Below are 14,733 nucleotides of genomic sequence, written 5' to 3' on the forward strand. Positions count from 1 at the left end.
GGGCTCTTTTGCCACCGTCACCCGCGGCAGCTCTTGCTGCTCGCGAGCTTAGCGCCAGCGTCGGGGCGCCAAGACCACACGACTTCGCCGTCCGCGAGTGCCACGCTCGTCAGTCGCTACACCCTCGTCCACCGCATCCCACCGCAACGTTCGTGACGATCGCGACCCGCCCCTCATCCGCCGTGAGACGCGCGGAGTCATAGCGATGATTTGCCCGACGGGTTAAGCGGTTTATTTTTGCGAGATGGGATAGACAGACTTTTGGTGATTTGCCCGTCGGGTTGATTTGTCGTACGCCGCGCGCCAAATCCACGCTTGTCATTCCGGGGTGATGCCACGGGGTCCGCGCAAAGCGCGGCCCGGTGACAGGCTCCGCATCGAGCCCGGAATCCATTTCTCCGCCTGCGCATGCGTGAGCGGCCGGCCCCGCCTCGACCGCCGTTTTGCCTCGCGCTCGGGATTTGCGAACGCGATGGCGATGACGCCACCCACCAGCATAATGACCCCACACATGAAGAAGCCGGTGTTGAACCCGTCGAGCGGTGTCGTGGCGCTCTCAATAACACTGCCCATGACATAGGGTGCGAGCAGACCGGCTGAACTCGCAACTGCGGTGCCGATCGCGAGCAGTGCGCCCCGTTGCGCTACCGGAGTGATTTCACCAACGACGGCATTGCTGATGATGTAGATCGCCGAAGGCAGCGCCACCCCGAGTGTTGTCAGGGCAATCTTGACGGGGATGCCCGGAACGTACGGCAGCAGCGCCAGCGCAGCGCCGCCAAGGACGACACTCAATCCGCCGAGGATGCCGCGCGCCACTCTGCTCGATACGCCGCGTGACAGCAGGCGTTGCGAATGCCAGCCGGTCGCAAGCATCGCGACCGCGCTGCCACCAGCGGGCAGCGCTCCCAGGAAACCGATCGAGCTTTGCGCAAGGCCAAGACCCTTGGCCAGATAAGCGCCTTGCCACGAGAGCGCCAGCGACAGGGCCCAGTTGGCCCCGAACGACGCCGCCCAGCACGCCAAGATCGTGGGGCTCAGCAGCAATTGCGCGTAGCCGACCCGTAGGGACGATTGCGCTGCTTCCTTTGGCTTTGCGCTCTCGGTGTCCAACGCCCCTTCGCGGCCGAAGACAAGCCACAACGCGCACCAAACGAGGCCGACCAGGCCGAGCGTGCCGAACGCCCAATGCCAGGTCCAACGCACAATGATCCAGTTCAGCAGCGGCAATGCCACCAGGACGCCGATCGCCCCGCCTTGCAGAATGACAGCAGTCGGAAGGGTGCGCACTTCGTTGGGGAACCATTTGTAGGCGGAATGCAGCGCCACCGGTGCTGTCGGACCTTCACCGATCCCGAGTGCGATGCGACATGCCACCAGGGTTTCCAACCCAACCGAGCCGATCATCGGAAACTGCGTCAGCGCCCAGATGAAGCTCATCGCCAATAGCACCCAGCGCGTCTGTACCCGGTTGACGAGAAAGCCGGTCGCGACTGACGAGACTGCGAACAGCAAGTAGAAGCTGGAACCGACCAACCCGAACTGGCGCGGGCCGAGTTGCAGCTCCTGCATGATTGGCACTGCGGCGATCCCGATCACCGCCTTGTCGGCGAAATTGATCACCATGAACATGAAGAGCAGCACCACCACGATCCAGGCGCGGCTGCGGTCGCTAGCGCGCATTGGACCAGCTCGGGAGAGTGCGAGCCGCCCGGACCTGACCACGCGCCAACAAATAGAATGCAGCGACGTGCGTGATCATCAGCACAGGCACGTAGATGATCGGGATCGCGTAAGTGGCGCCCAACTCCCCCGCCAGCGCCGCTAGGCCGACCGCGTTGCCGTGGTAGTAGTCGACGATGATGTCGGCCGCGCCGACGAGATTGAAGGCGACGACGAACAGCCAAAACAGCGGACGTATGTTGACCGTGACAAGCGCCATGATTGCCAGCACCCCGGTTGCGAGGTCACCGTAGGCGGCGAAGGTGGCGAAGCCAGCCGGCAGATTGGGGCCGACGACGCCGGGAACGAGGAAGACGAGGCCGAAGAAGCGGAAGCTGTGCAGGGTTGCGATGGCGCGTTGCGCCTCGACCTGGTCCATCGCCTTGAGCTTGGGCCACACATACGCGCCGAAGCAAAGCAGCCACGGGACGTAGCCCATCACGAGATGTATCTGGAAAACGGTTGCCGGAGACATTGGACCTCCTATCAGGTGTTGACCGACGCGGCCTCGAACACTGCGCTCAGGATGCCGACCCGGCCCTCCATCAAGTTTCGTCCCAAGTTGGCTGCAAGCTGCGCGAAGTCCGGCCCCATCACCACGCCGAGATTGGGCGAAGGCGGCGGACCCGACGCACGCAACTCAGCGATCCAGCCTTTGGCGGCCTCTGTGTCGTCTCGCCATGCGACGTTGCGGAAACCGGCTGGTTCAATCGCCTCGCGCGTCGCGGCGGCGGTCAGAAGAAAACTTGTAGCCGGCGTTCGTGCCCAGGGAACGGGATAGTGCGGCTCGCCGTCGTTCAGCACGACATCGTAGATTGCAAACCTGCCGCCTGCCTTCAGCACGCGCCGGATCTCGCGGTAGAGCCGCGCCCGATCGGAGATGTTCATTGCCACGTGCTGCAACAGCACGACGTCGAAATGGCCGTCGTCGAACGGAAGGTCCAGCGCGCTGGCGGTCTCAAACGACACCCGCTCACCCTGCCCCGTTCGCTCGGTCAGATAGCGCGCCGCATCCACGAATGGCTCGCTGAGGTCGACGCCCGTCACCCGGCAGCCATGGGTCGCAGCCAAAAAGCGCGCCGGCCCGCCGACGCCCGAACCGACGTCCAGGACCGACATGTCGGCGGCAATTCCAGCCAACCTGGCAAGCTCGGCGGTCGCCGCGAGCCCGCGGGTGTGAAACTGGTCGAGCGCGGCTAGCTGCTGCGGCATCAGCCGCTGTTTCTCCGGCCCGAAGGCCATGAGGGCCGTCTTCAGCCGCTCGGTCAGGCCGGTCGCGCGATAGTGATCGCGCACGCCATCGAGGACGTCGGTCATTGCAAGACTCCCGTAAAGCGTCAGGTCGCACCACAATAAATACGACCGCTTCCGGCGAGCGACTATCCGCGATAATGTCGATGAGCCATGAAGCACAACTTCACAGTCAGGCACGGCGCGCTCGACGGCGTGGAGGCGTTCCTGAGTGTCGCGCAACACCGCAACTTCCGCAAAGCGGCCGCGGAACTCGGGGTCACTCCATCGGCGATCAGCCAGGCCGTGCGCGCCTTGGAGGCGCGCGTCGGTGCGGCGCTGTTCGTCCGCACCACGCGCAGCGTCGGTCTGACCGAAGCCGGCGAGCGGTTCATCTCGCGCGCGAAGCCCGCCTTCGCCGAGCTCGTGGCCGCAAGCGAGGTCGCACGTGAGCTGGGTCAGCGCCCGGCCGGACTATTGCGCCTCTCAGTGCCGCGCGCGGTGGTGCCGTTTCTGTTGGAGCCGCTGATCGCATCCTTCTGCCGGACCTACCCCGAAGTCGAAGTGGAGATCGCCGCAAGCGCGGAGCTGGTCGACCTTGCGGCCGAAGGCTTTGATGCAGGCATCCGGCTGGGCCAGTTCATCGCCGCCGACATGGTCGCGGTGCGGCTGACGCCGCCGTTCCCGTGGGTGGTCGTCGGCAGCCCCGAATATCTGCGGCGACGGCAACAGCCGGAGCGCATCGACGATCTGCGAGACCACGCCTGCCTGCGCATGCGCCGCTCGAACGGGTCGATTGCGCCCTGGCCCTTTGTCGACGGCAACAGGACGGTGGAGGCGATCGTCTCGGGACCGCTGATTGCCCACGACTACCCCACACTCCTCGAAGCGGCGATACAAGGCTTGGGCCTCGCGCAACTGCCCGGTCCGCTTGCCAGAGCGCCAATGGCTGAAGGCCAATTGCAAGCGCTACTGACGCCGTTCGCCGTCACCGTGCCGGGGGTCTTTCTGTACTATCCAGGGAAACGTCAGGTCCTGCCCAAACTGCGGGCATTCATCGAGCACGTGAAAAGCGAGAGCGCTGATGTGCCGCGCGGCGGCACGATCGCGAGGGGATCACGCAAGCTCAACCGTGCGAACAGCAGTTGACCCGGCGACCTGGTGGGTTCTGATGCAATTGTCAAACAGCTCTCCGCTGTCATCACCGGCTTGACCGGACGATCCAGTATTCCAGAGGCGTCAGAGCTTGAACCGAGAAGCCGCGGGATACTGGATGCCCCGCCTTCGCGGGGCATGACGGGGAGTATGTGAGGGGGTGCGCGTCCGCATTCTCGCGGCACGACATGCCCGAGCTGTCTAGGATAGTTAGCCGAGTACCGGCGTCCATCGTCTCAACGCGTGAAGAGAGAAGGTGTAACCCACCATGGTTGGTGCGAGGAATGGCTGATTACGCTTTCCGCCTCAGCGCTTCGAGCTGAGGCGGAAAACTAATCCGCCCGACGCTCGCTGGAGACGATACCGTCCCACCCAGCCATGGCAATCTCGGCTACAGCCTGGAGTTCGGCCCTGTCGGCGCCGTCACGGGCTCGGATCGCCATCCCGCTCTGCACAGTTTGCAGAAACCTCGCGAGCTTGGCGACATCGAGAGATTTTGGCAGCTCCCCTTCTGCGACGCCCTTTTCCAAACGAGCCGTGAGCACATCAAACGCGCCACCCCGTGCCGTACGCATCAGGTCGCCCAGTTCGGTGTGGCCATCGCTTCCAACCGTCGCCAGCGTGACCATGCATCCGTGAGGCAGGTCGCAATCCGATCCCGTCATTGCAGCCGCGGAGTCTCGCAGGTACGCCAGCGCCGCGTCGCGCGCCGTGGCGGCCTTGCGAAACCGCCCTAGGACCAAGTCCTCATAGGTCGCGGAGTAGAAGCGAAGCGCTTCGGCATACAGCTCGTCCTTCGAGCCGAAGGCGGCATAGAGACTGGTCGAACCCACGCCCATCGCCTCCGTTAGGTCTGCAACCGAAGTCCCCTCGTAGCCCTTGATCCAGAACAGCTTCATTGCCTGCGCCAGCGCGGCTTCACGGTCAAACGCGCGCGGCCGACCACGTCCACGGCGTGCGCATTCTGATGAGCACTGATCCTTTTTTTGCATCGATCACTACATAAACATATTGACGCCCCTGCGCAACGATTCTAGGAAATATGAAATATGCAACGATCACTACATAAAAGGACGAATGATGATCAGTTTGGCCGGAAAACGGGCACTTGTGACCGGTGGCTCTCGGGGGATCGGGGCGGCCATCGCGCTCGTGCTCGCTGAGAACGGTGCGGACGTCGCCCTGACCTTTCAGCACGCCACCGAGCGCGCCCAAGCGGTGGTGACGTCGATCGAGCGGCATGGCCGCCGTGGCGTAGCCATCCAGGCCGATAGCGCCGATCCGGTCGCCATTAGACGGTCCGTCGATGAGGCCGTCGGAGCGTTGGGGGGGCTGGACATTCTCGTCAACAACGCCGCCATCGCGCTCTACGATACGATCGCCGACTTCAAGGTGGACGACATCGACGCGCTTCTCGCAGTCAACGTCCGCGGCCCCGTACTCGTCACGCAAGCGGCCATCCCCCACCTTGGCGCGGGCGGCCGTGTGATCACCATCGGTTCCGCCGGCGCAGAGCGCATCGTCGGGGCGACCGGTACGGTCTATTTCATGACCAAGTCCGCGCTGCAGTCCTTCACCCGCGGTCTGGCGCACGAGCTTGGGCCACGCGACATTACGGCTAATCTGGTCCAGCCGGGCTCAACCGACACTGACATGAACCCCGCGGACGGTGAGTTCTCGGACTTCCAGCGCAGCCTCATCCCGTTGGGCCGTTATGGCGCGCCTGCGGATATCGCCGCCGCCGTCGCCTTCCTCGCAAGTCCCGCCGCCCGCCAGATCACTGGGACCATCGTGAACGTCGATGGTGGGCTGTTGGCCTGAAGGCCCGCAAACTGATTGCAACAAAGGAGCAGACTAGAGCGTGATGACTTTTCTTCGAATCGTCATCGCGCTCTAGCTCTTTGTTTGAGCATGATCTCAGCGCAAACGCTTCGCGTTTGTCGCGAGGGAAAACCGGTGTCCACTTTTCCGGATCATGCTCTAATGTCAAATACGGACCTCAAGGAGTTCTATGGTCACTACATTGCGGCGATTAACGCCCGGGACCTCGAAAGCGTCGCAGAGCTGCTGCACGATGCCGTGACACGGCGACCGCCGCGCAGCAGCTGCAAAACCTGAACTAGGCCCACAAGGCCTGCCTGAGGCCACTGTCAAAGCAAACTCACCTGTTAGGCGCTTCGAGCCCGTCAACTCCCGTCGGCTGAGCACCAACCCAGCTTTTCTGCGCTGATCCTTGGTCCGACTGATCGCTTGACGCCATCAACCCGTAAAAGGGTCGGCTACGCGAGCATGCCGCCGCTGCGGCTTACGCCTTGGCGGCGTTCTGCGCGGCCTCGAATACATCGCGTGCGGACGTCGTACCCGCTACGTGCTCCGTACCCTCGACTCCGAGGTCCATCCATCCTGCATTCACGGCCTCAAACATTTCTTCGGCAGGTCCGGTGTGGCCCTTCGGGATGCCGAATCGCTCGAACGCTTCCGCCCATCCTGCACGCGGGACTGCAAAGGCCTTCACGTCGAGATTCAGGACTTCACCCAATTGCTCCGCGACTTCATCCGCGCTGACCATCGAACCAAGCTCGAGGACGCGCTGCCCTGACCATGCTGGCCCGGTTAAAAGGGTTGCAGTCTCCGCGCCGATGTCGTTCGTCGCGACCATGGTCGATTTCCGGTTTGTCGGATTGTAGTAGACCGGTAGCGTTCCGCCCCGGGCGACCTGCAAGCCGTAGAGAAAATTTTCAAAGAATCCACCTGCGCGCACAAACGCGGTTGGCGATGTCAGGTCGCGAAAACCTTGCTCCAGAAGCGACAAGGCCGTGATCATCCCGAGCCCGCTTGTTCTGTTCGCGCCCATCGACGAAAGCGCAACCACTCGCGGCGGCGCTGCCTTGGTGAGCGCCTCGACATAGTTTGCAATCACGCCCTTTGCTTCTTTGTAATCGGGCGACGGCGCCCAGACAGCCGGCAACATGACGAACGCGCCGTCGACGCCTTTGAGCGCTTGCTCGATGGCTGCCGGATCATTCCAATCGCCGTCTACCATTTCCACGCCCTGGTTCACCCAGTTAGTCGCCTTCTCGCGATTGCGGACCAGCGCGCGTACCTCCTTGCCGTGCGCCAACAGATGTTCTGCCGTTGCGCCGCCAACTTTTCCCGTGATTCCCATTACTAAAAACATGTGTTTTCTCCTGATCTTGGGGGCAGAGCCCCCTGTTGGTTCAGCGGATGAGCGGCAAAAGGGCCCGGACACGGGCATCACGCGCGTAGAGGCCGCCCCATGTCAGCGCGCCCAGCAACAGGGAAATGAGTTCCGGTGGCGATCCCAACTCACCGATGCGGACATGGGCACAGATGGCGCCGCCCAGAAAGCCCGTCACCAAGATCGCGCCGAGGACGGCGGTGGCCGGGACGGCGTAAAGGATGGCACAGGCGAGGATGATCGGAGCTACGACACGGGTCAGGTCCATCGCAAACCCGGTTTCCTGCAACATGCTCGCGATCTGTGCCGGCGCGAAAAGCTGAATAGTGCCGTCTGCCACCAGAGCGACAACGACAGCTGCGGTCATTATCCGGCCGGCCCACAGGGCGCGATGCAAGTTCATGACTTCCGGCGCCTGATGAAGGTTCATAGTTTCAGACACTTGGCGTTCTCCGAGAGGGTCACCTGTCTTCGAGGCCCCCTACTTACTGTGTCTCCTGCGTGTGATAAATGCCGACGAAATGAACTCACTGTTCCTCACGCGGTGAACAATGCGAAGGCTCGAAAATGCAGAATCTCGAACCCATCCTCATTTTCATAACGGTCGCGGAAATGGGGAGCTTCACCCAGGCGGCCGATAGGCTGGGCATCCAAAAGGGGAGAGCCTCAACGGCGGTCCGGAAGCTGGAAGAAGATGTCGGTGTCAGGCTCCTGCACCGGACGACGCGCAGCGTGCAGTTGACGGAGGACGGACGCGCATTTCATGCCCGCGCCCGCGATCTTCTTGCTGAAGTTGATGATCTGCACTCAATGTTCGCGAGCGATCGAGTGGTACTTCGCGGGCGCTTACGGGTCGATCTTCCGACCGAGGTGGCGCGCACAACGATCGTGCCGGCCTTGCCGGATTTCATGGCGACTCACCCCGAGTTGGAGTTGGAGGTGTCGAGTACGGATCGGCAAGTTGATTTGGTTCAAGAGGGATTTGACTGCGTATTGCGGCTTGGTCCCATCAGGGACGAGACGCTGATTGCCCGCCCGCTGGGCCTGTTGCGTATGGTCAACGCTGCCAGTCCCGCCTATCTGGCGCGCTATGGCGTTCCTCGATCGCTAGAAGATCTCCAGCGTCAGGAACATCGGACAATTCATTTTTCGACGATGCTGGGCGCAAGACCCTATGGATGGGAATATCCGGACGGCGACAGCTACGCGACGCTTCAGTTGCCAGGTGCGCTACACGTCAACAGCGCGCAGACCTACGAAGCCGCTGCCCTCGCCGGCCTTGGCCTGATTCAGGCGCCACTCTTGGGGGTTGGCCGATACTTAGAGAGTGGAGCGCTTGTGGAGATCATACCCGATTTTCGTCGCCGGCCGCTCGCCGTGTCCCTCGTCGTAGCACATCGGAGCAATCTGTCGCGCCGAGTCCGTGCATTCATGAAATGGATCGAAGATGTGCTGACGCCGTATCTGGAATAGCGAGACGAACATCTTCGTCCGGCACTCGATGTCAACGGTGGAGTAATTTCAGGCCACTGAGCCGAGCCTCCGACACGCAATAGATATCCGGGAAGACCACTTGCTGCCGTGCCGCTTTCAGCGACTATCAATATCGATCGGTCCACTTTTCTCGAATCCACTGGCAACGCCGCAGCGCCGACATAGCCGAAGACTACCGTCAGCAGCGCGAGGGATTGACCGCGATTTTCGCTTGGAGCGATCGCAGCTCGGCTTCCGACTGGATTATGGCAAGCGTCGCCGGCGACCCACCGCGCGTCAGTCGCGCGATAGGGACAGCCCGGCGAGAAGCGGAGCGTACGCGGCGAGCCTGCGGGATACGAACTCCGCGAAGAGCCGCACGCGCTTCGTCTTGCGTGTCTCCCCCTGTGTGAGAAGCCAGACCGTTCCGTACATGTGCAGGTCGGTGCCCGGCACCCTCACCAGCAGCGGGTCGGCATCGCCGACGAAGCACGGCAGTGTCGTGATCCCGAGCCCTTGCCGTACAGCAACGATCTGCGCCCCGGCGTCACTGGTCCTGAATGGAACCCCCGTGGTACGAACCTCACCCTCGCTGGCCCAATCCGGAATTCCATGAATGCTGATGACGATCCAGCGGATGGGATCAGGCGCGCCCGCACGCCACGCGGCCAGTCGATCGCGGGACATGTAGACGCCGCCGAACAGTTCCGGTCCCTTCAGGCCGTGAAGATTGAGCGGCAGGGTTTTGCGGTCGTAGACGACGCGGATCGCGACGTCGGCCTGTCGGTTGGTCAGATTTGCCAGTTCCCCGGACGACAAGATGTCCATCTCGATGTCCGGATGCAGACGCGCGAAATCGGCGAAGTCCGGCATCAGCAGGTGGTTCGCGAGGGGCGGTGCCAGCGTCACCCGCAGAAGCCCGCGCACACTCTGGTCGCGCCCGAAGACGCGCGTCTCCAGCAGGTGCGACGACGCTTCCATCTGGTCCGCGAACTCAAGGACCTCCTCGCCCGCAGCCGTCAGGCGGTAGCCCGAAGGCAGCTTTTCGAACATGTGCACCCCGAGGCGTTCCTCGAGCTGGGCGATGCGTCGCAGCACGGTCGCGTGGTTCACATCGAGGCGCTCGGCGGCAGCCCGCACTGAGCCTCCGCGCGCGACGGCAAGAAAGTAGCGAACGTCATCCCAGTCAATCATGGTGCAATCCAGCACCGCCGGGGGTGCGCCTTCCAAAGCCCGTGCCCAATACCATCGAATAACGTCTCGTCCTCGGACAAGTGGGGCGGCGACTTTGGCGCCTGGGGCATCGCTCACCGCGCACACCGCATGCCGTGGCTGAAGTTACTAGCTCGCCTGGTTCGATTTTGCACCACCGATGTGCGAACTTCCGCACTGAACGCCTGACGCGGCCGGACCCATTTCAGCCTCGACACCGTCCCCGGACGAATGCTTGGGGGCAACTGAGGAAAGCCGAAAGGAGAAGTCATGGGAAAGCTTGAGGGCAAGGTTGCAGTCATCACGGGTGGATCGAGCGGCATGGCGCTGGCGAGCGCCAAGCGGTTCGTTGAAGAAGGCGCTTATGTTTTCATCACGGGCCGGAGGCAGGAGGCGCTCGATGAGGCCGTCAAGCTGATTGGCCGGAACGTGACCGGCGTGCGCGGCGACGCGGCCAATCTCGACGACCTCGACGGTTTGTTCGACACGGTCAAGCGGGAAAAGGGCAGGATCGACGTCCTGTACGCGAGCGCCGGCATGGGCGAAGCCGTCCCACTGGGCGAGATTACCGAACAGCACTTCGATGCGGCCTTCAACCTGAATGCGCGCGGCACGCTGTTTACGGTTCAGAAGGCGTTGCCGCTGTTCAACGATGGCGGATCGATCTTCATGACCGGGTCAGTTGCCTCGGTGAAAGGTTTTCCTGGTTACGGCGTGTATTCGGCGAGCAAGGCGGCGTTGCGCTCATTCGCACGCACTTGGCTCAACGAACTGAAGGGCAGGAATATCCGGGTGAACGTGCTGAGCCCGGGGCCGATCGCCACACCGATGCAGGACCAAGTTCTCACCGAGGAGGCGAAGCGGATGTTCGAATCCCTGATCCCGCGGGGAAAGATGGGTCGTCCAGAGGAAATTGCGGCGGTCGCGCTGTTTCTTGCTTCGGACGATTCGAGCTTCGTGAATGGGGTGGAGTTGTCTGTCGACGGCGGCTTCTCGGCCATCTGAAAGGCCGGGGAATCAATATCAACACGGATCGGAGAAGCATTATGAGCTATGCAATTGTAGGATTCGGTAAGATAGGCCAGGCCCTCGCCCGCGCCTTCGCCCGTAAAAATATCGACGTGACCGTCGCGAGCCGCCGACCGCCCGAGGCATTGGCGCCGCAGGCTCGGGCGATTGGACCCATGGTCGTCGCCAAGTCGCTGCAAGATGCGCTCGAGGCCGACACAATCATCCTGGCGGTCCCGTTCGGGGAGCATCGCGAGGTTGCGAAGGCCCTGTCGAGCTGGAAGGGCAAGACGGTCATCGACGCGATGAATGCGTTAGTTCCCCTTGAAGAGCTGGACGGTCTCCCGTCCTCCGCCTTCGTCGCGAAGGCGTTCACCGGCGCCAAGTTCGTGAAAGGTTTCAATCACCTGATTGCGGCCACCCTGGCTGCCGATCCGATCGTCGAGGGCGGCCACCGGGTCGTCTTTCTGTCGAGCGACGACGAGGACGCGACCGCTCCCGTGGTGGCCTTGGCCAAACAACTCGGGTTCGCACCCGTCAAGCTGGGAAAGCTCAACGAGGGTGGCGCGCTGGTGCACGCACGCGGCCGCGTTTGGGGCCAGCTCATCTTCCAGGATTTGTTCAAGAAGGAGCAGTAATCGATCTACGACCGTGTGATCGACGCTGAGAACTGGTCGCGCGCGCTAACTTCTTCGAGCAGCGCGCGACCGAATATTTGAAGGCCACAAAGTCGCGAAGGTTGGGGTGGGCCTGACGGCGTATGGGCGCCGTTCGAAGAGCGGGGAGACGCCCGACAGAGCGGCAGATCTGCGGGTCGCCTAGAATCTATCTACTACTATCGATGGCCTAGGATTCGCTCGAGTGTCCTCTGCTATCCGATACTACTCCACGGTACTCCCATTCAATCGTCCCCGGCGGCTTGCTCGTCACGTCGTACACTACCCGGTTCACACCCCTCACCTCGTTGATGATACGCGTCGCCGTCGCCCCGAGGAAGCTCATGTCGAACCGATAGACGTCCGCCGTCATGCCGTCGGTCGAGGTCACCGCGCGCAGGCCGACGACGTATTCGTACGTCCGGCCGTCGCCCATCACGGGCTCGCGGCCGGCGTGAGAGCCCCCTGAGGTTAAGAGGTCCCGTAACGCCGTGCGGCCTCGATGGTCAGTCCCTTGCCGACAGCCCCGAACGTATCTCCATCAATCGCGCGCGCCGCTGGCAGTTTCGCCGTGATTGCCTTGCGGACATGGGCCAGTTGAACCGACCCTCCGGTCAGAAACACCGCGTCGATGTCGGCTCCCGCAAGGCCGGCCTGCTTCAGGCAAATGTCTATCCGCGCCTCGATGCGGTCGGCAAGACGCTGGGTGTAACTGACCAGATCCCTGCGTCGTACCTCGGCTTCCAGGCCCTTCTCAATCCACTCCAACGCGATGTTGGATTTCGGCGTCTCCGAGAGCCCTATCTTGACGCCTTCGACATCCATCGCAAGCGTGTGTCCGCGCTGCTCGTCGAGCACCCGCACCAGACGATCGAGCAATTCCGGCTGCTTCGCCTCATAACGCACCTGACGTATTTCGCTGATGACTTTTGAGTCATACATGCGGTTGATGCTCGACCACGTCGCGAGGTCGTGGAAATAGCTCGACGGGACTTCCAGATCCTCCCGCTTCATAGCCGAGCGATAGCCGAGCAACGGCATCACGACACCAAGGCTGAGATACCGATCGAAATCGGTGCCGCCGATGCGGACGCCGTCGTTGGCCAGGATATCGTCCTTGCGCTCGGCGTGGCGATGCCGCTCCGGCGACAACCGAACAACTGAGAAGTCCGACGTTCCCCCGCCGATATCGGCGATCAGCGCGATTTCCTCGGTCCCGATTTGACGTTCGTAGTCAAGCGCCGCTGCGATCGGCTCGAACTGAAATGAGATGTCACCAAAGCCGACTTGCTTGGCTATATCGCGCAAAGTCGCCTCCGCCTTGGCATCGCCAGTCGGATTGTCATCGACGAAGTGTACCGGGCGGCCATGTACGACGTGACACAAAGGGTGTCCGATGACCTCTTCCGCGCGCCGCTTCACCGCACCAATATAGTAAGCGATGACATCACGGAAGCTAACGCGCGCGCGGCCGACGCGGGTCGTCTCGTCGATCAGCGTCGTGCCGAGCACCGATTTGAGGCTGCGCATCAGTCGCCCGGCGTCACCCTCTACATACGCTTCGATGGCACGACGGCCGATATGGGTGCCGGCGCCGGCTTTGTAGAAGATTGCGCTTGGAATTGTGACGTGATCGCCCTCAAGCGTGGCCAACACCGGGTCATCGCCGATGATTGTGCCAAGCGTAGTGTTCGACGTCCCAAAATCCAGACCGCAAACCGCTCCCGAGCGGGCGTGAATTATTCCCACTCGATTGTCAATTGATCGGCTAATCACGCGCCACCATTGGAGTTTGCGGCATCGCGTTTAACCAGTACCGTCACGCATACCGTCAAGATACGGCCGCTTGTCCGCCGCCCTCGCTAATATAGCTCACCAAAGAACATGCCGGCAATCACCGCGCGGCGTCTTGCTTGCGGGCCTGCGCACCTCGATCAGGTCGACAGTCGAGCGAGCCTGCTTGACGCAAACGTTCCGCAGCTCTAGCAAGGCGATGATTGCGTGGGCTGAGGGAAGCATGGGGTCGCTAAGTATTTGGCATTGGATCATCGTTATCATTGCGGCAGCAATCTATGGCGTGCCTGTGAGCAAAATTCTGGCGCGTGCGGGCCGAAGCCCGTGGTGGACGATCGCGTTCATGATCCCCTTACTAAATTTAGTCGCGATATGGGTTTTCGCCTATAGTCGATGGCCCGCCCTTAATGAGAAATGATCACCTCACCGCCGCCAACTGAGTCACGATTCTCGGAACGAGGTCGTCGGCGACTCGGCTTGGATGTCAATTAAAGAGCGGCCGCCGGCCCGGCACATGGAGAACGTCCGCACAGGCGCGGTTTGCCTCGCCGACAAACGTCAACTCGTCGCATCCGCGCGCGCAGTCCGCCGCCGGCGCGAAAATCCTTGACGGTACGATGTGCCTCCTTGCGGCAGCAGCGCTCGTCGGATCCCTCCGCTGTTCACTCCCGCGTGCCACGGCAGGATCGCAGCTCAGTCTGAATTTTGTAAGCACACCAGTACGAGCCACTTGTTCGGTTTTTTCAGGAGCAACCCCCGCGAATCGGCGGAAATTCGAAGCATGCGCAGCGAAGGTTGGACTGCGCCAATTGTCGCAAAGACGAATGCGGACGGACGGTATGCCGAGTTCCTGATCACGGCACCGGACCAAATGGCATTGATTCCGAGAACGATCTCCGTCGAGGCGCTATCCGCTTTTGTCGAAGCTATCGAATCTCGAATCGAGAAAGGTGATTTTCACGGCAGGTTCGATTCGCTCGTACCGGGTGACAGACGCGATCTGTTCACGGTGCCCCGGCATTTAGTGGTGGCCCTGAAAGAAGGGAAAGCGCAACAGGCCTTTTTTAGCTGGTGTCCGCCTGAGACCGGGCAGACCATCAAGCACGGTACTGGACGCGTCGTCCAATCGTTCGGGCTATCGTCGTTTGATATCAGAATCGAATCCAACGCCGGGTACTATCGATTCAAGTTGACTGCTACAGATCGAAGAACGGCTCAATTCGCCTTCTCATACGGCATCGAACGCTCGCCTTTCCTGACGTGCATTATGCATGTCCGGGCTGG

14 protein-coding genes and 1 pseudogene are annotated in these 14,733 nt (G+C 61.9%); 6 read left to right on the forward strand and 9 right to left on the reverse strand.

Annotation, left to right across the window (positions count from 1 at the left end; all coding sequences use genetic code 11):
* Nucleotides 1-318: 318 nt before the first annotated feature.
* The 3 genes from CWO89_RS29005 to CWO89_RS29015 are packed head-to-tail and all read right to left on the reverse strand — an operon-like array spanning nucleotide 319 to nucleotide 3,039.
* Entirely contained in the window at nucleotides 319-1,683 is a 1,365-nt protein-coding gene (locus CWO89_RS29005) for an MFS transporter (protein ID WP_130582015.1), read from the reverse strand.
* Nucleotides 1,673-2,197, reverse strand: a complete 525-nt coding sequence (locus CWO89_RS29010; RefSeq protein WP_130582016.1) for a DUF8737 domain-containing protein — start codon at nucleotides 2,195-2,197, stop codon at nucleotides 1,673-1,675. The genes CWO89_RS29005 and CWO89_RS29010 overlap by 11 nt, the downstream gene beginning before the upstream one ends.
* A gap of 11 nt (nucleotides 2,198-2,208) precedes the next feature.
* A complete protein-coding gene (locus CWO89_RS29015; protein WP_130582017.1) occupies nucleotides 2,209-3,039 on the reverse strand; it encodes a class I SAM-dependent methyltransferase in 831 nt (276 codons plus the stop codon).
* Nucleotides 3,040-3,126: 87 nt separating this feature from the next.
* Between CWO89_RS29015 and CWO89_RS29020 the strand changes: the two genes are divergently transcribed.
* Nucleotides 3,127-4,101, forward strand: a complete 975-nt coding sequence (locus tag CWO89_RS29020) for a LysR family transcriptional regulator (protein WP_130582018.1) — start codon at nucleotides 3,127-3,129, stop codon at nucleotides 4,099-4,101.
* A 338-nt stretch (nucleotides 4,102-4,439) separates the two neighbouring features.
* Here CWO89_RS29020 and CWO89_RS29025 read toward each other — a convergent pair whose 3' ends face one another.
* Complete coding sequence (locus CWO89_RS29025) at nucleotides 4,440-5,099, reverse strand: TetR/AcrR family transcriptional regulator (RefSeq protein ID WP_165421384.1); 660 nt, start codon at nucleotides 5,097-5,099, stop codon at nucleotides 4,440-4,442.
* An 88-nt stretch (nucleotides 5,100-5,187) separates the two neighbouring features.
* Here CWO89_RS29025 and CWO89_RS29030 point away from each other — a divergent pair, with 88 nt between their 5' ends.
* Nucleotides 5,188-5,928, forward strand: coding sequence for an SDR family NAD(P)-dependent oxidoreductase (locus CWO89_RS29030; protein ID WP_130582020.1), 741 nt, complete (start codon nucleotides 5,188-5,190; stop codon nucleotides 5,926-5,928).
* 484 nt (nucleotides 5,929-6,412) lie between these two features.
* Here CWO89_RS29030 and CWO89_RS29035 read toward each other — a convergent pair whose 3' ends face one another.
* Together CWO89_RS29035 and CWO89_RS29040 are read right to left on the reverse strand one after the other, a co-directional pair.
* Nucleotides 6,413-7,285 (reverse strand): NmrA family NAD(P)-binding protein, encoded by an 873-nt coding sequence (locus tag CWO89_RS29035; protein ID WP_130582021.1) that lies wholly within the window; start codon nucleotides 7,283-7,285, stop codon nucleotides 6,413-6,415.
* A gap of 40 nt (nucleotides 7,286-7,325) precedes the next feature.
* On the reverse strand, nucleotides 7,326-7,748 hold the full coding sequence (locus CWO89_RS29040) for a DoxX family protein (protein WP_130582022.1): 423 nt from the start codon (nucleotides 7,746-7,748) through the stop codon (nucleotides 7,326-7,328).
* A gap of 125 nt (nucleotides 7,749-7,873) precedes the next feature.
* On the opposite strand from CWO89_RS29040, the gene CWO89_RS29045 reads away from it, so the two are divergent.
* Nucleotides 7,874-8,779 (forward strand): LysR family transcriptional regulator, encoded by a 906-nt coding sequence (locus CWO89_RS29045; protein WP_130582023.1) that lies wholly within the window; start codon nucleotides 7,874-7,876, stop codon nucleotides 8,777-8,779.
* A gap of 297 nt (nucleotides 8,780-9,076) precedes the next feature.
* On the opposite strand, the gene CWO89_RS29050 is transcribed toward CWO89_RS29045, so the two are convergent.
* The gene (locus tag CWO89_RS29050; protein ID WP_130582024.1) at nucleotides 9,077-9,973 is read right to left on the reverse strand and encodes a LysR family transcriptional regulator; all 897 of its coding nucleotides are present in this window, start codon (nucleotides 9,971-9,973) and stop codon (nucleotides 9,077-9,079) included.
* A gap of 288 nt (nucleotides 9,974-10,261) precedes the next feature.
* Between CWO89_RS29050 and CWO89_RS29055 the strand changes: the two genes are divergently transcribed.
* Nucleotides 10,262-10,996 carry an SDR family NAD(P)-dependent oxidoreductase gene (locus tag CWO89_RS29055; protein ID WP_130582025.1) on the forward strand — a complete coding sequence of 245 codons (735 nt, stop codon included), beginning with the start codon at nucleotides 10,262-10,264 and terminating at the stop codon, nucleotides 10,994-10,996.
* 41 nt (nucleotides 10,997-11,037) lie between these two features.
* The gene (locus CWO89_RS29060) at nucleotides 11,038-11,637 is read left to right on the forward strand and encodes an NADPH-dependent F420 reductase (RefSeq protein WP_130582026.1); all 600 of its coding nucleotides are present in this window, start codon (nucleotides 11,038-11,040) and stop codon (nucleotides 11,635-11,637) included.
* Between the two features lie 208 nt (nucleotides 11,638-11,845).
* Here CWO89_RS29060 and CWO89_RS29065 read toward each other — a convergent pair.
* Both CWO89_RS29065 and CWO89_RS29070 read right to left on the reverse strand, forming a co-directional pair.
* Nucleotides 11,846-12,094, reverse strand: a pseudogene (locus tag CWO89_RS29065) (GMP synthase (glutamine-hydrolyzing)); the annotation flags it as partial.
* Nucleotides 12,095-12,126: 32 nt separating this feature from the next.
* Nucleotides 12,127-13,395 carry an Hsp70 family protein gene (locus CWO89_RS29070; RefSeq protein ID WP_130582028.1) on the reverse strand — a complete coding sequence of 423 codons (1,269 nt, stop codon included), beginning with the start codon at nucleotides 13,393-13,395 and terminating at the stop codon, nucleotides 12,127-12,129.
* A gap of 835 nt (nucleotides 13,396-14,230) precedes the next feature.
* Here CWO89_RS29070 and CWO89_RS29080 point away from each other — a divergent pair.
* Nucleotides 14,231-14,733, forward strand: a 503-nt coding sequence (locus CWO89_RS29080; RefSeq protein WP_130582027.1) for a hypothetical protein, incomplete at its 3' end; no start/stop codon positions are given.

It is taken from the genome of Bradyrhizobium sp. Leo170 (genome assembly GCF_004296405.1).
Taxonomy (GTDB): domain Bacteria; phylum Pseudomonadota; class Alphaproteobacteria; order Rhizobiales; family Xanthobacteraceae; genus Bradyrhizobium.